Genomic DNA, 20,776 nt, shown 5'->3' with positions numbered 1-20,776 from the left:
CGGCCTGGAACACGGCGCGGCGGAGCGGTCCTAGAGTTGACCCCGCAGCAATCGTGTTCGACACCGCTCCCCTGGAAGGTCTGCCCATGACGTCGACGGATCGGCGAACCCCTGCACCGCTCGCTGACCAGCGAGCCCTCCTCTTCGACCTGGACGGCGTGCTGACGCCCACGGCCGAGGTGCACATGCGTGCCTGGAGTCGCCTCTTCACGCCGTACCTCGCGCACCACGGAGTCGCGCCGTACGCCGAGCAGGACTACTTCGCGTACGTCGACGGGAAGCCCCGGTACGACGGCGTGCGCTCGCTGCTCGAGGCCCGCGGCATCGACCTGCCCGAGGGAACGCCGGACGACGACCCGACGCTCGACACCGTCTGCGGGCTCGGCAACCGGAAGAACGCCGAGTTCACCGCCGAACTGCAGGAACACGGGGTCTCGCCGTACCCGGGCTCGGTGCGGTTCCTCACCGCCGCGATCGACGCCGGGTACGAGGTCGCCGTGGTCTCCAGCTCGGCGAACGCGAAGCAGGTGCTCCGCACCGCGGGCATCATCGACCGCTTCGACGTCATCGTCGACGGTGCCGTCGCCCGGGCGGACGGCCTCGCCGGCAAGCCCGCACCCGACACCTACCTCGACGCCGCGACCCGCTTCGGCCTGACCGCCGCCCAGTGCGTCGTCGTCGAGGACGCCACGAGCGGTGTCGAAGCCGGCCGCAACGGGGCGTTCGGCCTCGTCATCGGCGTCGACCGCGGTGCCGGTGCCGACGCCCTCCGCGAGCACGGTGCTGACGTCGTCGTGACCGACCTGGCCGACCTCCTGCCCGACCTGTCTCCTGCCGACTCCGGAAAGACCGCATGAACCCCATCACCTCCGACCCCCTCGACCGCGTCCGGTACCCGGTCGACGAGTGGGCGCTGATCGAGACCGAGTACGCGGACGAGCAGGGCGTCGACGAGACGAACTTCGCGGTCGGCAACGGCTACCTCGGGCTCCGCGGCAACTTCGACGAGGGCCGCGGCGGCGTGCAGTACGGCACGTACATCAACGGCTTCCACGAGACCTGGCCGATCCGGCACGCCGAGACCGCGTTCGGGTTCGCGAAGACCGGCCAGACGATCATCAACGTCCCCGACGCCAAGGTCATCCGGCTGTACGTCGACGACGAGCCGCTCGTCCTGTCCGAGGCCGACATCCTCCGCCACAGCCGTCGGCTCGACTTCCGCGGCGGCTACCTGCTGCGCGAGACCGAGTGGTCGACGCCGTCCGGCAAGCGGGTGCTCATCCGCTCCCGGCGCCTGGTGTCCTTCGTCGAGCGGCACCTCGCCGTCATCGACTACGAGGTCACCATGCTCGACCACGACGCCTCCGTCCTGCTCTCGAGCCAGGTGCTCAACCGCCAGGACGTCGCCGACGAGTACCACGCCGGCATGAAGGCGGCCGCGGCGGCGTTCGACCCGCGCAAGGCCGAGTCCTTCACCGACCGGGTGCTGCAGCCGCGACTCAAGCGGAACGCGGGCTCGCGCTCCCTGCTCGGCTACCAGGCGACGAGCTCCGGCATGACGATCTGCGTCGGCGTCGAGCACCGGCTCGAGACCGAGAACAGCTGGGACGAGACCTCGAGCATCGAGGACGACCTGGCGAAGCACGTCTACCGGGTGCAGGCGAAGGCCGGGCAGCCGATCCGCCTGGTCAAGAGCGTGGTCTACCACACGTCCCGCGGCGTCCCGGCGCGCGAGCTCGCCGACCGGTGCGACCGCACCCTGGACCGCGCGAAGTACGAGAGCGTGGAAGAGGTCTTCGGGCAGCAGCGCAAGTGGCTCGACGACTACTGGGCGCGCAGCGACGTCGAGATCGCCGGCCAGCCCGAGGTGCAGCAGGCCGTCCGCTGGAACCTGTTCCAGCTCGCGCAGGCCACGGCCCGCACCGACGGCCACGGCATCGCGGCGAAGGGCGTCACCGGCTCCGGCTACGGCGGCCACTACTTCTGGGACATGGAGATCTACGTCCTGCCGTTCCTGTCGTACACGGCACCGATCGTCGCTCGGAACGCGCTCCGCTTCCGTTACAACATGCTCGACGCCGCACGCGCCCGGGCGCGCGAGCTGAACCAGCGCGGTGCCCTGTTCCCGTGGCGCACGATCAACGGCGAGGAGTCCAGCGCCTACTACGCCGCCGGCACCGCGCAGTACCACATCGACGCCGACATCGCCCATGCCCTCATGCAGTACGTGCGAGCCTCGGGCGACACGGACTTCCTGAAGCGCGGCGCGATCGACATCCTCGTCGAGACCGCCCGCCTGTGGGAGGACCTGGGCTTCTGGCGCTCCAACGGCGACCAGAAGTTCCACATCGACGGTGTCACCGGACCGGACGAGTACACGACCGTCGTCGACGACAACATGTACACGAACGTGATGGCACGGGCCAACCTGTGGTCTGCCGTCAACGCCTGCCGGCAGCTCGCCGTCGACGACCCCGACGAGTACGCGCGGATGATCCGTCGGACCGGCCTCGACCACGCCGAGGTCGAGAACTGGGAGCGCGCGGCCGAGTCGATGGAGATCCCGTTCGACCCGCACCGCGGCATCCACCCGCAGGACGCCCAGTTCCTCGACAAGGAGCTGTGGGACCTCGAGCGCACGCCCGAGTCCAAGCGCCCGCTGCTGCTGCACTACCACCCGCTGGTCATCTACCGGTTCCAGGTGCTCAAGCAGGCCGACGTCGTGCTCGCCCTGTTCCTGCAGGGCCACGAGTTCACGCCGGCCGAGAAGCGTCGCGACTTCGACTACTACGACGCCCTCACGACGGGTGACTCGACGCTGTCGGCGGTCGTGCAGTCGATCATGGCGGCCGAGGTCGGCTACCACGAGCTCGCCGGCCAGTACTTCCAAACGGCGCTCTACGTCGACCTCGCCGACCTGCACGGCAACACCACCGACGGCGTGCACATCGCGTCGACCGGCGGCATCTGGGGTGCGCTCGTCAACGGCTTCGGCGGCATGCGCGACCACGGCGGCCGCCTGACGTTCAACCCACGCCTGCCGATCGACTGGGACCGCCTGACGTACCGGATGACGGTGCACGGGTCGCGGGTGCGCGTCGACCTCGAGCAGCAGGCGTTGACCTTCACGGTCGAGACCGGTGACGGCTTCGACGCGTGGGTCCACAACCAGCAGATCGAGGTGCGTCCGGGCGAGCCGACCGTCGTCCCGCTGCCGCACCAGGGTCCGCGGATGGCCGGCCACGCGCCCACCACCAGTGACATCCAGGGGACGCTCCGCGCCGACGGTTCGGTGATCACCGCCTCCATCCCGACGATCTCGCTGGAACGCGACATGGAGAACGAGGACACCACCGCCTGACCGGCCGGGAGGCACGCCCTCCGTCCGACACCGATGCCCGCCTCCGCCTGGACTCCCGTCCAGGGCGGGGCGGGCACCGTGGTCTCCCGTGTCCTCCGGGCCGACGGGGTCCCGCTGCGGGGACCACCGACGCGAGAGGAACAGACCATGGGCAAGCGGTTCGAGGGCAAGGTCGCGATCGTCACCGGCGCGGGGTCCGGTATCGGCGAGGCGACCGCACGGGCGTTCGTCGCCGAGGGTGCCGGCGTCGTCCTGGTGGACAGCGTCGAGGAGAAGGTGCGTGACGTCGCCGACTCGCTGCCGACGGCGCAGGCGCTGTGGCTGCAGGCCGACGTGGCGGACGCGGACGCGTGGCAGACGGTCGTCGACGCGGCGATCGACCGGTGGGACCGGCTCGACGTCCTCGTCAACAACGCCGGTACGTTCACCTCCGGCGACATCACCGACATCTCGCCGGACGAGTGGCGCCGGGTCGTCGAGACGGACCTGTCGAGCGTCTTCTACGGCACGCGGGCCGCGCTGCCGTTCCTCCGCGAGACGAGGGGCTCGATCGTGAACACCTCGTCGGTGTCCGGCGAGGCCGCGGACTGGCGGATGAGCCCCTACAACGCGGCGAAGGGCGGCGTCTCGAACTTCACGAAGGCGGCGGCGCTCGACAACGGCGGGTTCGGCGTCCGTGTGAACGCCGTCGCGCCCGGACTGATCTGGACGGACCTGACGCAGTCGCAGGCGGAGGACGAGGAGCTCAAGCGGGAGTTCTCGGAACGGATCGCCCTCGGCCGAGGTGGTCGGTCGGAGGAGGTCGCCGCGGCGGTCCTGTTCCTGGCGAGCGACGAGGCGTCGTTCATCACCGGGGCGATCCTGCCCGTCGACGGCGGCACGATGGCGAGCAACGGGCAGCCGGCGCAGGCCTGAGGCCGGCGTGGGTGTTGCGTTCAGAACGCGTTCTGAATAGCCTCACTCCATGACTCTCCTCGCAGCCCCGCGTCGGCGGCGCACCGTCCAGTCCTCCGATCTGTCACGGCATGCCAAGGACGTCTTCGCGGCGGCCGAGCAGGAGCCCCTCGAGGTGACCCGCCGCGACGGCGCGCCGCTCGTCCTGACCACCAAGGAACGGTCGGACGAGGACGAAGCCGTGCTCGACATCGCCGCGGAGCTGATCGCTGCCGTCACGGTGAACGAGGAACTGCCGCTGCACGAGCGTCTCGCGATCCCGTACCCGTGGATCGGCATGCTCAGTCGCGAGGACCAGCGGCAGTTCGCTCGTGAGATCGTCGAGGTGGCGCGTGGCTCCTTCGCACTCCGGCAGCCACGCCGTCTCCTCCTCGAGATGCAGGCGTGGCGGAACTCGGCCGAGGCGATCGCCGCCGGGTGGGGTTCGGTCGAGCCGGAGCCCCTCGCACGACCGGTCGTCGTCGAGAAGCCCTGAGCGGTGGTGCCGAGGCGATCGGGGGTCGCTCGCCCCGTTCGGACCGACGAGTACACGATCGTGTTCGCGACGCGATCCGCCGAGCAGGGATGGCGCGACCTCGTCGCCACGCAACGGAACGCGGTCGTCGTGGCGTGGGACCGGCTCTCGACCGATCCACTCTCGGAGGACCTGACGTGTCACGCCCTCCGAGGTCAGCTCGGCACCGTGACCCACGACGGGCGGGACTGGGTTCGGCGGCAGTTCGAGCTCAAGCGCGGAGCGCGGATCTGGTTCGTGGTGGACGAGGCCGACCGCGTCGTCCACCTGCTCGATGTCCACACGCGCCACCCGAACCAGACCAAGTGATCCCGGCCGGCACGACGGCGGGCGGCGTGCCGATCAGAGCAGCTTGCGGAGCGTGTTCGTGTTGCGCGCCGTCGTGGTCCGCTTGAACCGGGCGGCCCCGGCGCGCTTCGCGAAGGCGGTCGAGGTGCTCGACCCCTTCGGGCACGACCAGTGGACGACGCCGTCCCCGCGGGCGACCTGCTCGACCGTCGGGTCGAGGTCGAGCCCGGCGAGCAGGTCGTCGAGCGCGGCGGGCTCGGACGCGAACACCACGTAGTCGTGCCGGTCGGCCGTCGACGCGAAGGGGAACCCCGCGACGAGGTCGGCCAGTGCGTCGTGCCGGACGAGCACGATCCAGGCGTCGTACCCGAAGCGGTCCCGGAGCGCCTGCTCGACGGACGCCCGCAGTTCGACGGGGTCGACGGGGTCCGTGGCGGTGAAGACGACGTTGCCGGAAGCCAGGACCGTCCGCACGTCGGTGTGGCCCAGGGAGCGGAACAGGTCGGCGAGGTCGGCGTTCCGGATCGTGATGCCGTTCACGTTGACCCCGCGCAGCAGGGCGATCCAGGTCGTCATGCCGCGACCGTAGCGCGGCGGTCGGTCGAGGTCCAGGACTGCCCTGTCCGGTCCGCCTCGTCCACCCCGTTCACGTCCAGGTCCGTGCGACGGTCCAGCCGCTGCCGTCCGGCACGATGTCGACCACCAGGGTCTCGCCGTCCTCGGCGGTCGCCTGGAAGCGCCATCCCGCGGTGCGTTCGGGTGCGTGGGTGATGGCGGTGGGCAGGTCGGACGGGGTCGTGGTCAACCGGGTCGGGACGTCGGTGACGCGCCAGCGCCGGCCGAGCCAGACCAGTCGGACGGGTGTGCCACCGGTCCACCACACGGTGACCGCGGTGTCGACGATCATCATCAGGAGCCTCCTCGTTCGAACGTGTGTTCGAATGCTAGGTCGGTCATCTGACACCTGCAAGCGCTCCGGCGCGCCGCGTTCGTCCTGCGGAGGACGCCGACAACGGGCCGAGGAGCAATCGTGTAGACGAGCATCATGACGAACGACGACAGCCAGGGTCCCGACGCCGCACACCAGGTCCCGGACGGGGTCTCGGAGGCGACGGTCGAGGCCCTCGGCAGCCTGTCCGCGGCGATCGAGGTCATCGAGCACGCCCGCGGTCTGCTCTACGGCTTCCACCGGCTCACCGGCACCGCCGACCTGAACATCGGCGAGGCGGTGGAGCAGCTGCGGAAGGCCGGGCACACCGAACTGGCGGAGCGCATCGACACCGAGCTCGTCGGTCGGAACGTGATCGCCGGGCGGTGGACGTTCCAGATCGTCGAGGACTACGACGACGGCTACTACGCCACCGCGAAGGAACTCGAGCGCACGGCGCGTGAGGAGCTCGTCGGCGGCAAGCGCCACCTGTTCGAGGCGGGCATGAAGGAGGACCGGCGCACGCCGGCCCACCGTCACCACGAGGCGACGCCCACCGACCTGCCGGACTGAGCCGGGCCTCCCGTCCGTCCCCTCCGCAATACGCAACCTGGGCGGTTGCTCGCCACGGGATACCGTTGCGAGCAACCGCCCAGGTTGCGTATTGCGGGGTCGGGTCAGCCGACGCCGAGCAGGGCCTCCAGGGGGCCGCGGGCGAAGTACAGCAGGAAGCCCGCGGCGACGACGTAGAGCAGCCACGAGACCTGCCGGCCCTTGCCGGACAGCGCCTTGATGAGCACCCAGCTGATGAAGCCCGCGCCGATGCCGTTGGCGATCGAGTACGTCAGCGGCATCACGACGATGGTCAGGAACGCCGGCAGCGCCGACCCGAAGTCCGACCAGTCGATGTCCGCGACCTGCGCCACCATGAGCGCACCGACGACGACGAGTCCGGCGGCGGCGACCTCGAGCGGGACCACCTGCGTCAGCGGCGTCAGGAACATCGAGGCCAGGAACAGCAGACCGGTGACGACCGAGGCCATGCCCGTCCGGGCACCTTCACCGATGCCGGCGGCGGAGTCGATGAACACCGTGTTCGACGACACCGAGGCGCCACCACCGGCGATCGCACCGGCACCCTCGACGACGAGCGCGGCGCGGAGGCGGGGGAACGTGCCGTCCTTCTCCGCGACCCCGGCGGCCTTGGCGAGCCCGGTCATCGTGCCCATGGCGTCGAAGAAGTTCGTGAAGACCAGCGTGAAGACGAGCATCGACGCCGCGAGCGGGCCGATGCGGGCGAAGGCGCCGAAGTCGAAGTGGCCGACGAGCGACAGGTCGGGCAGGGCGAACAGCGCGCTCGGCAGGCCCGGGGCGTTGAGGTTCCAGCCGGTCTTCGAGTCGACCGAGGTCGGCACGTGGAAGACCGCCTGCAGGATGATCGCGATGATCGTCGTCGCGATGATGCCGATGAGCAGGGCGCCCTTGACCTTGCGGGCCATCAGCGTGCCGATGATCACCAGGCCGATGAGGAACACGATCGTCGGCAGGGCCCCGACGGAGCCGTCCTCACCGAGTTGCAGCGGCGGGGACGCGAGCCCCGAGGAGCGCACGAAGCCGGAGTCGACCAGGCCGATGAACGCGATGAACAGGCCGATGCCGACCGTGATCGCCGCCTTGAGCTGCGCGGGCACGGCGGTGAAGATCATCGTCCGGATGCCCGTCAACGCCAGGATCACGATGATCACCCCGTTGATGACGACGAGGCCCATCGCTTCGGCCCAGGTCACCTGGTGGACGACGCTGACGGCGAGGAACGAGTTGATCCCGAGGCCCGCCGCGATGCCGAACGGCAGGTTCGCGACGACACCCATCGCGATGGTCATGAGCCCGGCGACCAGGCCGGTGGCAGCGGCCACCTGAGCGTTCTCGAGCCACCCGCCGCTGACGTCCTTGGCGGCCTGGTCGGCGCTGAACCCGCCGAGGATGAGCGGGTTGAGGATGACGATGTAGGCCATCGTCACGAAGGAGACGAGACCACCACGGATCTCTCGGGGGATGGTCGATCCGCGCTTCGTGACCGAGAAGAAGCGGTCGAGGCCGGATGCGACGCTGTTCCGGGGCGGGCTGGATGTCTGCGGGGCGCTCACCGGGCGAGTTTAAAGGAACCTGGGACCGCTGGCACGTCGCGGCCGCAGGGTAGCCGTCCTGGAGGCCCGTTCCCGGTGATCGGGGTACGTCACCGCGTTCCGTGGTCAGTTGCACCGCCGCTCGGCGGTGTTGGATGAGCGGGTGACGCAGCGCATGGACCGTGCCCGTGTCGAGGCCGCCGTGCGAGAGCTGCTGGCGGGCATCGGCGAAGACCCCGACCGGCCCGGGCTGGAGCGCACCCCGCAGCGGGTCGCCGACGCCTACACGGAGTTCTTCCGGGGGCTCGACCAGGACGCGACGCAGATCGCCCGCGACGGCACCGTGCCGGCCGGCGACGGCGAGCGCGGTGACCTGGTGATCGTGCGCGACATCCTCTTCCGCTCGGTGTGCGAGCACCACCTGCTGCCGTTCCTCGGCACCGCGCACCTGGCGTACGCGCCGGGCGAGCGGCTCATCGGGCTCGGGACGCTGGCGCGGGTGGTGGAGGCGCTGGCTTCCCGTCCGCAGCTGCAGGAGCGTCTCGGCGAGCAGGTCGTCCAGGCGGTGCAGGAGGGCCTCGAGGCGCGCGGCGTGCTGGTCGTCCTCGACGCCCAGCACCAGTGCGTGACGACCCGGGGCGAGCGGCAGACGAGTTCCACGACCGTGACCGTCGCGGCGAGCGGGATCCTCGCCGACGCGGCCGGGCGCGCCGAGGCGATCGCGCTCATCGGAGCCGGGGCCGGGGCCGGGGCCGGAGCCGGCGCTGGAGCCGGGACCGGCACCGACACCGGAGCCGGGGCGGACGTCTGATGCGCGTCGGACTCGGCACGGGCCTCCCGTCCGGTGCAGCCGGTGCGACCGGACCCGGGTGGGTGGTCCCGGACCTGCGCGAACCGGTCCGCACCATCGGCCGACGCACCTTCGACTTCGACCACCGCATCGCGGTGATGGCGATCGTGAACCGCACGCCGGACTCGTTCCACGACAAGGGCCGCACGTTCGCCCTGGACCGCGCGGTCCAGGCCGCCGTCACCGCGGCCGAGCAGGGCGCCGACTGGGTCGACATCGGCGGGGTGAAGTTCGCTCCCGGGCCGGAGCTGTCCGCGGCCGACGAGATCGAGCGCGTCCTCCCCGTCGTCGAGCAGGTCGCGCAGCAGTCCGACGTGACGATCAGCGTCGACACCTTCCGGCCCGAGGTCGCTGCCGCCGCGATCGCCGCCGGCGCCAGTGTCGTCAACGACACCACCGGCCTGACCGACCCGCGGATGGCCGCCGTCGTCGCGGACTCGGACGCGACGATCGTCATCACGCACTCGCTCGCGGCCCCCCGGCAGGAGTACCCGAAGCCGCAGTACGCCGACGTGGCGGGCGAGGTCGCGGCCTTCCTGCGGCTGCGCGTCGACCGGGCGCTCGACGCTGGCATCCCGGAGGACCGGATCATCATCGACCCGGGACACGACCTCAACAAGACGACCGTGCACACGCTCGAACTGACCCGGCGCCTGCCGGAGGTCGTCGCCCTCGGCTACCCGGTCCTCGCCGCGGTGTCGAACAAGGACTTCGTGGGGGAGAGCCTCGGCCGTCCCCGCGGCGAACGGCTGTCCGGGACGCTCGCGGCCGCGACGGTCAGCGCCATGCTCGGCGCCCGCATCGTCCGGATGCACGACGTCGTCGAGTCCGTCGACGCGATGCGCATGGTCGAGACCGTCCTCGGCTGGCGAGCACCCCTGGAAGCGAGGCACAACACGTGACGCACCTGCCCGACCCGATCGCCGACCTGTCCGACGACGAGCTGCTCGACGCCTACACGGACGGTGCCGCGGGCACTGCTGACGGCGGCTGGCTCCGCGTGAACTTCGTCAGCTCCCTCGACGGCTCCGCCACCGCAGCCGGGAAGTCCGGGTCCATGGGCGGGGACGACGACCTGCGCGTGTTCGACCTGCTGCGCCGGGTCGCCGACGTCGTGCTGGTCGCCGCGGGCACCGTTCGCGACGAGGGGTACGGGCCGATGGTGCTGCACGACGCCGACGTCGTCTGGCGCCGGGAGCACGGACTGCCTGACCAGCCGGTGTTCGCGATCGTCACGGGGTCGCTCGGCCTCGACCCGACGTCGCGGGTGTTCACCGAGGCGCCGGTCCGGCCGGTCGTCCTCACCTCGGCGTCCGCGGACCCCTCGCGGCGACACGCGCTCGAGGCCGTCGCCGACGTGGTGTCGTGCGGCGACGACTCCGTCGACCCCGCCCAGGTCCGGGCCGCCCTGGTCGACCGGAGCCTCCGCACCATCCACTGCGAGGGTGGGCCGTCCTTCCTCGGCGCACTGGTCGCCGCGGATCTGGTCGACGAGCTGTGCCTGTCGATCGACCCGTCACTCGAGGGTGGCGACGGCGGGCGCATCGTCCACGGGTCGTCGCCGGAGCTGCGGTCGATGCGGCTCGCGCACGTGCTGCACGGAGCGGGCGACGTGCTCCTGACGCGGTACGTCCGGGCGCGCTGACGGGGCGGTCCCGGTTCGCCGACGGCGCGGTCGCGGTTCGCTGACGCCTCGGCGGTCGTGCCCGCCGGGTAGGGTCGGGCGCGTGATCGACGTCGTGGTGTCCGGGGTCCTGTTCGACATGGACGGGACGCTCGTCGACTCGACCGCCATCGTCGAGGGGGCGTGGGGTCGCTTCGGCGCCGACCACGACCTCGACCCGCATACGATCCTCGGCTTCTCGCACGGCCGACAGACGATCGACACGATCCGGCACTTCCTGCCCGACCTCGAGCCCGACGAGCAGCGGCGGGTCGCACTCGAACTCGTCAACGACGAGGTCGAGAACACCGAGGGCATCATCGAGGTCCCCGGTGCCGGTGCGTTCGTCCGCCGACTGCTCGCCGCCGGCGTGCCCGTCGCGCTCGTCACCAGCGCCCCGCGAGAGCTCGCCGTGAACCGGATGCGTGCCGCCGACGTGCCCGTCCCGGACGCCGTGGTCGCCGCAGACGACGTCGAGCACGGCAAGCCGCATCCCGACGGCTACCTGCGCGGGGCGGCCCTGCTCGGCGTCGCGGCCGAGGACTGCCTGGCCTTCGAGGACGCCCCGGCCGGACTGGAGGCTGCGCTCGCCTCCGGTGCGACGACCGTCGCCGTCGGGCCGCTCGCCCCCGCCGACCTGCCGGCGGACCTGGTGCGCATCACGGGGTACGACGGGGTCACGGTGACGGCCGAGGGCGACGGGTTCCGCATCCGCGGCTGAGCGACGTCCCCGGCTGAGCGATCCGCGGCTGGGCGATCCCCGGTTGAGCGACGTCCCCGGCTGAGCGATCGCCCGGGTGGGCGACGTCCCCGCCGCACTGCGAACGTACCCAGCGGCGTCCGACGACCGTGGTGTGCGCAGCCGGAGACCCCGGCCTGCGGAAGGAGTGACCATGGCAGCCCTCGACGGCAAGAAGATCCTCGTCATCGCGACGAACTACGGCGTGGAGCAGGACGAGATCGTCGTCCCCACCGACCAGCTCCGTGAGCGCGGCGCCACCGTGACGGTCGCGGCGAAGGAGTCCGGCTCGATCCAGACCCTGGTCGGCGACAAGGACCCGGGGAAGAGCGTGGACGTCGACACCACCCTCGACGGTGTCTCGGCCGGCGACTTCGACGCCCTCGTGGTGCCCGGCGGCACGATCAACGCCGACACCATCCGCCAGGAGTCCACGGCGATCGACCTCGTGAAGGCGTTCGTCGCGGCCGGCAAGCCGATCGCGGCGATCTGCCACGGCCCCTGGACCCTCGTCGAGGCCGGGGTCCTGCCGGGTCGCACGATCACCTCGTTCCCCTCGCTGCAGACGGACGTCCGCAACGCCGGCGCCGAGTGGGTCGACCAGGAGGTCCAGGTCGACGAGACCGGCAGCACGATCATCACCTCGCGGAACCCCGGCGACCTGCCGGCGTTCGTCGACGCGATCCAGGCCGCCCTCGCCTGACCCAACCGCAAAACGCAACCCGGGCGGCAGCACGCAGCGGTACTCCGTCGCGTGCTACCGCCCGCGTTGCGTTTCGCGGGACCGTCAGCTGGCAGGGACCGGGTGCGCGGTGCGGAGCACGGCCGGGCCGGTCGTGAGCACCCCGTCGGACTCCGGGTCGCAGCGCACCCCGCCCCGCCCGCGCATCGCCCGGAACGCCCCGGGAGCCACCTCGGTGTCCATCCACGCGCACGGGTTCGCCGGCCGGTACCCACGGAACAGGACCGGGCCGTCGCCGGAGTCGAGCGAGAACGGCTCACCGCGCAGCGCCTCGACGTCGACGCCGCGCAGGAACACGTTCCGCCGGGTCGCCGCCGGGTCGATCGACACCCCGAGCTCGCGACCGACCGCCTCGAGTCCGCCGACCCCGATCAGGGTCACCGACGCGTGCACGTGCGCGCGGGCCGCGAAGTACCGGTCGCCGACGATCCCAAGTCCGGCACGCAGTTCGACGCGGTCGCGGAGCTCCTCCTCCTCGGCCGGTGACGCGCCGTCCGCGGGGCGTCCCTCGTAGCGGTGCCGCCGGGAGACCAGCAGCATCGTCACCTCGACGTCGCGGGCGTACGGCAGCGTGACCAAGGCGACCGGGTCGGGGACGGGAGCCATGCGGTCGACGGTAGCCGTGCCTCCCGGTCGGCCCGTCCACCCACGGTGCTGCGACGTCCGATTCCCGCCAGTCCGGTGTCGTCGGCCCGTGCCAGGCTGACCGCATGACGACCACCGGAGCCGACGCGCTGCCCGCCGCGGTGCCCGCCGCGGTGCCCGACGCGCTGCCCGACTCGGTGCACGACGAGCGGTACCGGATCGCGGCCTCGCGGGACGCCCGCTTCGACGGGCAGTTCGTCACCGCCGTGCACTCCACCGGCATCTACTGCCGCCCGAGCTGCCCCGCCCGCACACCCCGCTCGAGCGGCGTCACGTTCTACCGGACGAGCGCCGCCGCGCACCTCGCCGGCTTCCGCGCATGCCGCCGCTGCCTGCCCGAGGCGACCCCCGGCAGCCCGGAGTGGGACCTCCGCGAGGACGTCGCCGCCCGCGCGATGCGCCTGGTCCTCGACGGGGTCGTCGAACGGGAGGGCGTGCCCGGCCTCGCCGCCCGTGTCGGCTACTCGGAACGGCAGCTCAACCGGATCATGACCGACGAACTCGGTGCCGGACCGAAGGCCCTCAGCCGCGCGCACCGGGCGCAGACCGCGCGGACCCTGCTCACCTCCTCCGACCTGCCGATCGCCGACGTGGCGTTCGCCGCCGGCTTCGCCAGCATCCGCCAGTTCAACGACACCGTCCGCGAGGTCTTCGCGCTCACCCCCACCGGACTGCGGTCCCGACGGCGGGTCGCGCCGGGCGGCGACGGTGCGCTCCGCGTGCACCTGCCGGCGCGGCCGCCGTTCGACGTGCAGGGCCTCCTCGAGTGGCATGCGCTGCACGCGCTCGCCGGCATGGAGCAGGTCGGGTTCGACGCGGCGGGGCGGGTCGCCTCGTACGGGCGCGTGCTGGACCTGCCGGGAGGCCCGGGCTGGTTCCGCGCGACGGCTGCGGTCGCCGACGGGGCCGGGTCCGGTGCTCGCGCCGGCCGGGTGCGCACCGGACTGGACCTGCTCGTCCGGCTGTCCGACCTGTCCGACCTGCCCACGCTCGTGGCCCGGGTGCGGTCGCTGTTCGACCTCGACGCGGACCCGGTGGCGGTGGACGCCGCCCTCGCGGCGGTGCCCGAGCTCGCACCGGTCGTCGCACGGGTGCCCGGGATGCGACTGCCGGGGGCCGTGGACGCGCACGAGGTGGTGTTCCGCACGCTCATCGGGCAGCAGGTGTCCGTCGCGGCGGCCCGGACTGCGCAGACGCGGCTCGTGGCGGCGCTGGGCGTACCGGTGGCGGCGGGACTCGTGCCGGGTGTGGTCGCGGGTCCGGAGTCGTCCGATCTCGACGACTCCGTCGTCCGGCTGTTCCCCCGTGCCGCCGTGATCGCCGAGCGCGGGCGGGAGGTCCTCCGCGGCCCCGCCGCCCGTGTCGACACGATCGTGCGCGTCGCGGCGGCGCTCGCCGAGGGCACCCTGGTGGTCCACGGCGGGCAGTCCCTCGACGAACTCCGCTCGGGTCTGCTCGCGGTCAAGGGGATCGGACCGTGGACGGCCGACTACGTCGCGCTCCGGGTCCGACACCACCCCGATCTCTTCCTGCACAGCGACCTCGCCGTGCGGAACGGTGCACAGGAACTCGGGCTGCCCGGGACGGCGCGGGAACTCTCCCTATGGTCGGAACGGGTGGCCCCCTGGCGGAGCTACCTGACGATGCACTGCTGGCGGCCGATCATCGATCGCGCGATGGACCGGACCGCAGCGACCTCCACGAACTCCGGGAAGGAACCCCGATGACCGACGCCGTCCTCACCACCCTCTCCACCCCCGACGGGCCCTTCACCGTGCTCGAGGACGACCGCGGGCGGGTCCTCGCCTCGGGGTGGACCGCCGACCCCGACCGGGTGCTCGCGCGTCTGGCCGAACGGCACCGCCCGGCCCGGGTCCTCGACGGGCAGGTGCGCGCTGCCGATGCGGTGGACGCGTACTACGCCGGCGAGCCCGAACACGCCATGCAGGTGCCCGTCCACCAGGTCGGTACCGAGCTCTTCGCAGAGGGCTGGCGGCGGCTCCGGGACATCCCGGTCGGGTCCACGCTGACCTACACGGCCTTCGCCAGCGCGATGGGCCGACCGGACGCGGTCCGCGCTGCCGCCAGCGTCTGCGCCCGGAACGCCCCCGCCCTGTTCGTCCCCTGCCACCGGGTCCTGCGTTCCGACGGCTCACTCGGCGGGTTCGCCTGGGGTCTCGACGTCAAGCGGGCGCTGCTCGAACGCGAGTCTGTGGCTGCCGACGCCCTGGTCTGAGCGGGCACGTCAGACCGACGTCCGACCCGCGCCGGACCCGCGTCCGACCCGCGCCGGACCCGCGTCCGACCGGCCCCGCGCCCACCCCTCGGACAGGGCACGCGTTCACAGCGGGCACCAAGCGCTCCCCCAGGACGTGGGTGATGACGGGGGAGGCCGGGCCTGTCAGACTCGCGACGACGGCGTGGTCCACGAACACCGTGGACCGAGATCAGCGTCGAGCGCGATGCGTGTGGCACCCACCAGTGCGGCACGACCCGGGACGCGCCAGTCGCCGTCGAGACCGAACGAGGACGCCATGACGACCACCGCCGACCGATCGGTGCTGTCTGCTGACGGCACACGGATCGCGGTCTCGTCGAGCGGCGACGGCCCGGCGCTCGTCCTCGTGGGCGGGGCGTTCGACCACCGGGGCACCCCGTTCGTGGACGGCGTCGTCGCGGCGTTCTCGGACCGCTACCAGGTCGTCACCTACGACCGGCGTGGCCGTGGGGAGAGCGGTGACACCCGACCGTGGTCCGTCCAGCGGGAGATCGAGGACCTGGCCGCCGTGGTCGCCGACGTCGACGGCCCCGCGGACCTGCTCGGCATCTGCGTCGGTGCCGCGGTCGTCCTGCACGCCGTCGCCACCGGTGTGCCCGTCGGTCGCGCCGTCCTCTACGAACCGCCGTACCGCGCGAGTGTCGACGCGCACACCGACGACGTCCTGTTCGCCGACCGCCTCGACGAGATGATCGCGGGCGGACGCCGAGCCGCCGCTGTCCGGGCCTACCTCACCCGGGTGCTCGGCGTCCCGATGCTCCAGGTGTCCGCCGTGCCCCTGAAGCCGAAGCTGTGGAAGGCCCTGCTCGCCGACGCCGGGGTCCTCGGCCGTGACGTCCGCGTGCTCAGCGGCCTCGTGGTGCCGGAGCGGGCCCTCGCCTCCGTGGGCGTCCCGGTGCTCGTCGCCGCGGGCACCACCGGCCCGACGTGGACCCGGGCGGCCGCGCGCGCGGTGGTCGAGACCGTGCCGGGCTCGACGGCCGTGGTGCTCGAGGGGCAGGGCCACGTGCCGGACCCCGCGGTGCTGCGGAGCACGGTCGACGGCTTCCTCCAGACCCAGCCCAGTCCCGACCCGCACTGAACGGTCCCGACCCGCACGGACCCCTGCTCCGGTGCCCGCTGACCTGGGCCAGGATGGACGGGTGAACGCACCCCGCCTCGGACTCCTGCTCGACGTCGACGGCCCGATCGCCAGCCCGCTGTCGCGGACCATCGCGATCCCGAGCATCGTCGACGACCTCGTCGCCTTGGCGGCCGAGGGCATCCCGGTCGTGTTCAACACCGGGCGGAGCGACGCCTTCATCCGTGAGCAGGTCGTCGGTCCGCTCCTCGCCGGTGGCCTCGCCGCGGGCGGTCGGGTGCACGCGGTGTGCGAGAAGGGCGCCGTCTGGTGCTCGATCAGCCCCCGGTTCCCGGACGGCATGGGCGACCTGACCGTCGCCGAGGACCTGGCGCTGCCGCGGGACTTCGCCGACGAGATGCGTGAGCTCGTCCGCGACGAGTACGCCGACCTGGTGTTCTTCGACGAGACGAAGCACGCGATGGTGTCCGTCGAGCAGCTGGTCGACGTGGACAGTGCGGCCTACCTGGCGCGCCAGCCGGCGTTCGACGCCCAGGCGATGGCCGCGCTCGAGCGTCGGGGTCTCGGGGTCCGCCGGCTCGACGACGTGCGTCCGGACGAGCACGGAGCGGTGGCGTGGCGCGTCGACCCCACGATCATCTCGACCGACATCGAGTCCGACCGCAGCGGCAAGGACCTCGGGGCGGAGCGGGCACTCGAACTCCTCGCCGAGGACGGTGCCCTCCCGCTGGAGTGGCGTACCGTCGGCGACTCCCGGAGTGACTACGCGATGGCCGACTGGCTGCACGCGAACGGACACCGGGTCGCCCACGTGGACGTCCGTCCGGCTGACGGTGTGCCCGAGACGCCGTACCCGGTGCTCACCGCGCCGGACGGGGTCATCCACGACGAGGCCGGTGCCCGGTTCCTCCGCGCCTGGCGTGCGGGCCGCTCCGACTCGGTGGTCTGACCGCGCCTCCGGTTGCACCGGCGTGCGGTATACCACTACCCTTCCGTGGTCCGCCTGCTCCGATGACGGGATCGTCCATGGCCCTCCGCACCAAGTCCATCGAGGCGTCGCTCGCCGACGCTGACGAGAAGGGGCGCTCGCTCAAGCGCTCCCTGAAGACGTTCGACATCGCCGCGATGGGGATCGCCGTCGCGGTCGGCGCCGGCATCTTCTCGGTCGGCGCGAACGCCGCCGCGAACTTCGCCGGCCCCGGCGTCATCGTGTCGTTCCTGCTCGCCGCCGTCACGTGCGGCCTGGCGATCATGTGCTACGCCGAGTTCGCCTCGACGATCCCGGTCGCCGGCTCCGCGTACACGTTCACGTACGCCACGATGGGCGAGCTGCTCGCGTGGATCGTCGGGTGGGACCTCATCCTCGAGACCCTGACCGCCAGCGCCGTGATCGCGAAGTACTGGGGCATCTACCTCAGCACCGCGTTCGACGTGTTCGGCGTCACGCTGCCGAGCACCATCGCGATCGGCCCGATCGGCTTCACCTGGGGGCCGGTGCTCATCGTCGGCGTCTTCACGGCGCTGCTCGCGTTCGGCACCCGCCTGTCGAGCCGCGTCTCGGCGGTGATCACCGTCATCAAGGTCGCGATCGTCCTGTTCGTCATCGTGGTCGGCGCCTTCTTCGTCAAGGCCGCGAACTTCACGCCCTTCATCCCCGCGGCCGAGCCGTCGAAGGGCGCTGAGGGCAGCGTCTGGACCCAGTCGCTCGTGTCCTTCGCCACCGGATCCGAGCCCGCGCAGTACGGCGTCTTCGGCCTGCTCGCCGCGGCGTCGCTCGTGTTCTTCGCGTTCATCGGCTTCGACGTCGTCGCCACCAGCGCCGAAGAGACCGAGAACCCGCAGAAGACCCTGCCCCGCGGCATCTTCATCGGCCTCGGCATCGTGACGTTGCTGTACGTCGGCGTGAGCATCGTCATCACCGGCATGGTGTCGTACAAGCGGCTCGCGCAGGAGGACGCCCCGTCGCTGGCCTCGGCCTTCGACATCGTCGGCCTGCCGTGGGCCGCGGGCATCATCGCGATCGGCTCGCTCATCGGTCTGACCACCGTCGTCATGGTGCTGCTGCTCGGTCTGTCCCGCATCGTCTTCTCGATGAGCCGTGACGGCCTGCTGCCCCGCTGGTTCTCGGTCACGAACCCGAAGACGCAGACGCCGGTCCGGGTGCAGCTCATCGCCGGGATCGTCGTCGCGGTGCTCGCCGGGTTCACGCCGGTCGAGAAGCTCGAGGGACTGATCAACATCGGCACGCTCTCCGCGTTCGTGCTCGTGTCGATCGGCATCATCGTGCTGCGGAAGTCGCGCCCGGACGCACCGCGGTCCTTCCGGGTGCCGTGGTCGCCGGTGGTCCCGATCCTGTCCGCCGTGCTCTGCTTCTGGCTGATGCTCAACCTCGAGGTCGAGACCTGGATCCGCTTCGTCGTCTGGCTCGTCATCGGCTTCGCCATCTACTTCGGCTACAGCCGCCGCAACAGCCGCGTCGGCAAGGCGATGCGCGAGTAGCGAGGCTCTGCGGAACACCGGTGTTCGTCTGGCGCGCCGCGCAGAATCGCGATGCGACAGACGAACACCGGTGTTTCGCGATCCCCGTCAGGCGCCGAGGAGCAGGCTCACGCCGAAGGCCAGCATCACGACGGCGACCAGGGCGTCGAAGACCCGCCAGGTCAGCGGCTTCGCGAACAGCGGGCGCAGCAGTCGGCCGCCGAAGCCGAGTGCGCCGAACCACAGGCAGCTCGCCGCGACCGCCCCGACGGTCCACCACCACCGGTCGTCGACCCCCTGCCGGTTCGCGACCGACCCGAGGAACACCAGCGTGTCCAGGTACACGTGCGGGTTCGCCCACGTGAAGACGAGCATGGTGAGGACCGCGGCGCGCATCGTCGGCCCCGTCGGGTCCCCGCCCGGACGCCCGTCGCCGGGACGCCGGTCGCCCAGACCGGCCCGACCGGGAGGCGCGCCCTCCCCCCGCGACGTCGGTGCAGCCTCCAGGCCGTCGGCTCCGGTGCCCGCACCCGCCGAGACGGGCACCCCGTCCTCGGCGGCCCGCTCGTCGAGACGGATGGCCTCGCCCGACGGTCGCAGCGCCCGTCGGGCCGCGAGCACCCCGTACGTCAGCAGGAACGCGGCGCCGACGAACCGGGTGACGAGCAGTGCAGCCGGCACCCGCTCGACGACCGCCCCCACGCCGAGCACGCCGGCGATGATGAGCACCGCGTCGGAGAGCGCGCAGACCGCCACCGCGACGGCGACGACCCCCAGGCGGGCGCTGACCGCGAGTCGGAGCAGGTAGGTGTTCTGGACCCCGATGGCGACGATCAGGGCCAGCCCGGTGCCCAGGCCGGAGAGGGCGGGGAGCAGGGCATCGAGCGGCGTGGTCACAGGGGAACCGTAGGGGTCCGGCAGCCCGCAGACCAGCTCATGATCCTGGTGCGCCGTAAGCTGTCGTGATGGTGCGGTTCCAGCGAGACCATCTCGAGACCCTGCTCGCCGCGGTCGACGCGGGGACCTTCGACGCGGCCGCTCGCGAGCTGTCGATCACGCCCTCCGCGGTGTCGCAGCGGGTGAAGGCGATGGAGCAGCTCGTCGGCCGGGTGCTGCTGCAGCGGACCACCCCGATCGCGCCGACGCCGGACGGCGAGGTCGTCCTCCGGCACGCGCGACAGGTGCGGCTGCTGGACGAGGAGACCTCCCGGGCCCTCGACGTGCCGGACGCGGGTGTCCCGGGCCGGACGCCGTCGATCCCCCTGGCGGTGAACGCGGACTCGCTCGCGACGTGGTTCCTCGACGCCCTCGCGATCGTCCGGGCCGACACCGAGGTGGTCTTCGACCTGCACCGCGAGGACCAGGACCGTACCGCCGAACTCCTGCGCGCCGGCACCGTGATGGCGGCGGTCACGGCCGAGTCGGAGCCGGTGCAGGGCTGCTCGTCGGTCCCGCTCGGCGTTGACCGCTACCGGGCCGTCGCCGCCCCGTCGTTCGTCCGCCGGTACCTGGACGGCGCGGACACCGAGCGGCGGATGACGACCCGGCTGGACCGGGTGCCGCTCGTGGACTACGACCGCGACGACGACCTGCAGCAGGGCTTCCTCCGCCGGGTGCTCGGGCACGCTCCGAGCGGTCCGCGGCACTTCGTCCCGAACTCGGCGGACTTCGCACGAGCCGTGCAGCTCGGTTTCGGGTGGGGGTTGCTGCCGGAGGCGCAGTGCCTCGGCGCACTCGAGCGGGGTGCGCTGGTCGAGCTCACCCCCGCGCGGCGGGCGGACGTCGCGCTCTGGTGGCAGCGGTGGAACCTGGCGTCGCCGCTCCTGGAACGCGTGACCGACGCCGTCCGTTCGGTCGCGGCGGAGCGGCTGCACCAGCCGGGGTGACCGGGCGGCAGCCACGCCCACCAGCGCGCCGGCAGCCGTGCCCACCCGGGCGGCAGCCACGCCCACCCGGAGTCCACTGTCCCCAGAACGCACGACCCGCCGGGGGACAGGCCGGTGCCCCCTGGTCAGGGGGCATGTTCACACGATCGTCACATGCGCCGGGCGAACCGTGTCGTACGATCGCTCCACCGACGGCACGGGTCGTCGGCACATCCGAACACACACCGAACACCGGTCCTGTCT

22 protein-coding genes are annotated in these 20,776 nt (G+C 72.0%); 17 read left to right on the top strand and 5 right to left on the bottom strand.

Going from position 1 to position 20,776, the window contains the following annotated elements; translation table 11 throughout:
- Nucleotides 1-86: 86 nt before the first annotated feature.
- From E9228_RS10160 to E9228_RS10140, 5 genes are all read left to right on the top strand, one after another.
- Nucleotides 87-857 carry an HAD family hydrolase gene (locus tag E9228_RS10160; protein WP_166780448.1) on the top strand — a complete coding sequence of 257 codons (771 nt, stop codon included), beginning with the start codon at nt 87-89 and terminating at the stop codon, nt 855-857.
- Nucleotides 854-3,361 carry a glycoside hydrolase family 65 protein gene (locus tag E9228_RS10155; RefSeq protein ID WP_166780447.1) on the top strand — a complete coding sequence of 836 codons (2,508 nt, stop codon included), beginning with the start codon at nt 854-856 and terminating at the stop codon, nt 3,359-3,361. The genes E9228_RS10160 and E9228_RS10155 overlap by 4 nt, the downstream gene beginning before the upstream one ends.
- A gap of 147 nt (nt 3,362-3,508) precedes the next feature.
- Nucleotides 3,509-4,276 (top strand): meso-2,3-butanediol dehydrogenase, encoded by a 768-nt coding sequence (gene budC, locus E9228_RS10150; RefSeq protein ID WP_166780446.1) that lies wholly within the window; start codon nt 3,509-3,511, stop codon nt 4,274-4,276.
- Nucleotides 4,277-4,325: 49 nt separating this feature from the next.
- Entirely contained in the window at nt 4,326-4,790 is a 465-nt protein-coding gene (locus E9228_RS10145) for a prevent-host-death protein (RefSeq protein ID WP_166780445.1), read from the top strand.
- 60 nt (nt 4,791-4,850) lie between these two features.
- Nucleotides 4,851-5,138, top strand: coding sequence for a hypothetical protein (locus tag E9228_RS10140; protein ID WP_252727977.1), 288 nt, complete (start codon nt 4,851-4,853; stop codon nt 5,136-5,138).
- Nucleotides 5,139-5,171: 33 nt separating this feature from the next.
- Here E9228_RS10140 and E9228_RS10135 read toward each other — a convergent pair whose 3' ends face one another.
- Both E9228_RS10135 and E9228_RS10130 read right to left on the bottom strand, forming a co-directional pair.
- The gene (locus E9228_RS10135) at nt 5,172-5,693 is read right to left on the bottom strand and encodes a DUF1697 domain-containing protein (RefSeq protein ID WP_166780443.1); all 522 of its coding nucleotides are present in this window, start codon (nt 5,691-5,693) and stop codon (nt 5,172-5,174) included.
- Nucleotides 5,694-5,763: 70 nt separating this feature from the next.
- Complete coding sequence (locus E9228_RS10130) at nt 5,764-6,027, bottom strand: hypothetical protein (protein WP_166780442.1); 264 nt, start codon at nt 6,025-6,027, stop codon at nt 5,764-5,766.
- Nucleotides 6,028-6,162: 135 nt separating this feature from the next.
- Here E9228_RS10130 and E9228_RS10125 point away from each other — a divergent pair, with 135 nt between their 5' ends.
- Nucleotides 6,163-6,618 (top strand): hypothetical protein, encoded by a 456-nt coding sequence (locus E9228_RS10125; protein ID WP_166780441.1) that lies wholly within the window; start codon nt 6,163-6,165, stop codon nt 6,616-6,618.
- Nucleotides 6,619-6,722: 104 nt separating this feature from the next.
- On the opposite strand, the gene E9228_RS10120 is transcribed toward E9228_RS10125, so the two are convergent.
- Nucleotides 6,723-8,192 carry a solute carrier family 23 protein gene (locus E9228_RS10120; protein WP_166780440.1) on the bottom strand — a complete coding sequence of 490 codons (1,470 nt, stop codon included), beginning with the start codon at nt 8,190-8,192 and terminating at the stop codon, nt 6,723-6,725.
- Between the two features lie 154 nt (nt 8,193-8,346).
- Here E9228_RS10120 and folE point away from each other — a divergent pair, with 154 nt between their 5' ends.
- The 5 genes from folE to E9228_RS10095 all read left to right on the top strand — a co-directional run bounded on the left by folE (nt 8,347) and on the right by E9228_RS10095 (nt 12,126).
- Complete coding sequence (gene folE, locus E9228_RS10115; protein ID WP_208385988.1) at nt 8,347-8,982, top strand: GTP cyclohydrolase I FolE; 636 nt, start codon at nt 8,347-8,349, stop codon at nt 8,980-8,982.
- On the top strand, nt 8,982-9,923 hold the full coding sequence (folP, locus tag E9228_RS10110; RefSeq protein WP_166780438.1) for a dihydropteroate synthase: 942 nt from the start codon (nt 8,982-8,984) through the stop codon (nt 9,921-9,923). Before folE ends, folP begins: the two co-directional genes overlap by 1 nt.
- The gene (locus tag E9228_RS10105) at nt 9,920-10,666 is read left to right on the top strand and encodes a dihydrofolate reductase family protein (protein WP_166780437.1); all 747 of its coding nucleotides are present in this window, start codon (nt 9,920-9,922) and stop codon (nt 10,664-10,666) included. The genes folP and E9228_RS10105 overlap by 4 nt, the downstream gene beginning before the upstream one ends.
- An 82-nt stretch (nt 10,667-10,748) precedes the next feature.
- Nucleotides 10,749-11,405 carry an HAD-IA family hydrolase gene (locus E9228_RS10100; protein ID WP_341849857.1) on the top strand — a complete coding sequence of 219 codons (657 nt, stop codon included), beginning with the start codon at nt 10,749-10,751 and terminating at the stop codon, nt 11,403-11,405.
- A gap of 172 nt (nt 11,406-11,577) precedes the next feature.
- Nucleotides 11,578-12,126 carry a type 1 glutamine amidotransferase domain-containing protein gene (locus tag E9228_RS10095; RefSeq protein ID WP_166780436.1) on the top strand — a complete coding sequence of 183 codons (549 nt, stop codon included), beginning with the start codon at nt 11,578-11,580 and terminating at the stop codon, nt 12,124-12,126.
- An 84-nt stretch (nt 12,127-12,210) separates the two neighbouring features.
- On the opposite strand, the gene E9228_RS10090 is transcribed toward E9228_RS10095, so the two are convergent.
- On the bottom strand, nt 12,211-12,771 hold the full coding sequence (locus E9228_RS10090) for a molybdenum cofactor biosysynthesis protein (RefSeq protein WP_208385812.1): 561 nt from the start codon (nt 12,769-12,771) through the stop codon (nt 12,211-12,213).
- A gap of 104 nt (nt 12,772-12,875) precedes the next feature.
- Between E9228_RS10090 and E9228_RS10085 the strand changes: the two genes are divergently transcribed.
- From E9228_RS10085 to E9228_RS10065, 5 genes are all read left to right on the top strand, one after another.
- A complete protein-coding gene (locus E9228_RS10085; protein ID WP_166780435.1) occupies nt 12,876-14,537 on the top strand; it encodes an AlkA N-terminal domain-containing protein in 1,662 nt (553 codons plus the stop codon).
- Nucleotides 14,534-15,046, top strand: coding sequence for a methylated-DNA--[protein]-cysteine S-methyltransferase (locus tag E9228_RS10080; protein ID WP_166780434.1), 513 nt, complete (start codon nt 14,534-14,536; stop codon nt 15,044-15,046). The genes E9228_RS10085 and E9228_RS10080 overlap by 4 nt, the downstream gene beginning before the upstream one ends.
- Before the next feature lie 298 nt (nt 15,047-15,344).
- Entirely contained in the window at nt 15,345-16,169 is an 825-nt protein-coding gene (locus E9228_RS10075) for an alpha/beta fold hydrolase (RefSeq protein WP_166780433.1), read from the top strand.
- Nucleotides 16,170-16,230: 61 nt separating this feature from the next.
- A complete protein-coding gene (locus E9228_RS10070) occupies nt 16,231-17,118 on the top strand; it encodes a hypothetical protein (protein ID WP_341849856.1) in 888 nt (295 codons plus the stop codon).
- 77 nt (nt 17,119-17,195) lie between these two features.
- Complete coding sequence (locus tag E9228_RS10065; protein ID WP_166780431.1) at nt 17,196-18,668, top strand: APC family permease; 1,473 nt, start codon at nt 17,196-17,198, stop codon at nt 18,666-18,668.
- 87 nt (nt 18,669-18,755) lie between these two features.
- Here the strand turns inward: E9228_RS10065 and E9228_RS10060 are convergent, their stop codons facing one another.
- A complete protein-coding gene (locus E9228_RS10060) occupies nt 18,756-19,544 on the bottom strand; it encodes a LysE family transporter (protein WP_166780430.1) in 789 nt (262 codons plus the stop codon).
- A gap of 68 nt (nt 19,545-19,612) precedes the next feature.
- On the opposite strand from E9228_RS10060, the gene E9228_RS10055 reads away from it, so the two are divergent.
- A complete protein-coding gene (locus E9228_RS10055; RefSeq protein ID WP_208385810.1) occupies nt 19,613-20,533 on the top strand; it encodes a LysR family transcriptional regulator ArgP in 921 nt (306 codons plus the stop codon).
- The last annotated feature ends 243 nt before the right edge of the window (nt 20,534-20,776 follow it).

This window comes from Curtobacterium salicis (assembly GCF_011759505.1).
Lineage (GTDB): Bacteria > Actinomycetota > Actinomycetes > Actinomycetales > Microbacteriaceae > Curtobacterium > Curtobacterium salicis.
Note: the sequence above shows the minus strand (reverse complement) of the source record. Positions and strands in the feature narration are given on the sequence as shown.

Coding starts and splice junctions, on each gene's coding strand:
- E9228_RS10095 (WP_166780436.1), top strand. CDS start 11,578: ATGGCAGCCCTCGACGGCAAGAAGATCCTCGTCATCGCGACGAACTAC.
- E9228_RS10080 (WP_166780434.1), top strand. CDS start 14,534: ATGACCGACGCCGTCCTCACCACCCTCTCCACCCCCGACGGGCCCTTC.
- E9228_RS10075 (WP_166780433.1), top strand. CDS start 15,345: ATGACGACCACCGCCGACCGATCGGTGCTGTCTGCTGACGGCACACGG.
- E9228_RS10055 (WP_208385810.1), top strand. CDS start 19,613: ATGGTGCGGTTCCAGCGAGACCATCTCGAGACCCTGCTCGCCGCGGTC.
- E9228_RS10090 (WP_208385812.1), bottom strand. CDS start 12,771: ATGGCTCCCGTCCCCGACCCGGTCGCCTTGGTCACGCTGCCGTACGCC.
- E9228_RS10160 (WP_166780448.1), top strand. CDS start 87: ATGACGTCGACGGATCGGCGAACCCCTGCACCGCTCGCTGACCAGCGA.
- E9228_RS10065 (WP_166780431.1), top strand. CDS start 17,196: ATGGCCCTCCGCACCAAGTCCATCGAGGCGTCGCTCGCCGACGCTGAC.
- E9228_RS10130 (WP_166780442.1), bottom strand. CDS start 6,027: ATGATGATCGTCGACACCGCGGTCACCGTGTGGTGGACCGGTGGCACA.
- folE (WP_208385988.1), top strand. CDS start 8,347: ATGGACCGTGCCCGTGTCGAGGCCGCCGTGCGAGAGCTGCTGGCGGGC.
- E9228_RS10085 (WP_166780435.1), top strand. CDS start 12,876: ATGACGACCACCGGAGCCGACGCGCTGCCCGCCGCGGTGCCCGCCGCG.
- folP (WP_166780438.1), top strand. CDS start 8,982: ATGCGCGTCGGACTCGGCACGGGCCTCCCGTCCGGTGCAGCCGGTGCG.
- E9228_RS10125 (WP_166780441.1), top strand. CDS start 6,163: ATGACGAACGACGACAGCCAGGGTCCCGACGCCGCACACCAGGTCCCG.
- E9228_RS10135 (WP_166780443.1), bottom strand. CDS start 5,693: ATGACGACCTGGATCGCCCTGCTGCGCGGGGTCAACGTGAACGGCATC.
- E9228_RS10145 (WP_166780445.1), top strand. CDS start 4,326: ATGACTCTCCTCGCAGCCCCGCGTCGGCGGCGCACCGTCCAGTCCTCC.
- E9228_RS10155 (WP_166780447.1), top strand. CDS start 854: ATGAACCCCATCACCTCCGACCCCCTCGACCGCGTCCGGTACCCGGTC.
- budC (WP_166780446.1), top strand. CDS start 3,509: ATGGGCAAGCGGTTCGAGGGCAAGGTCGCGATCGTCACCGGCGCGGGG.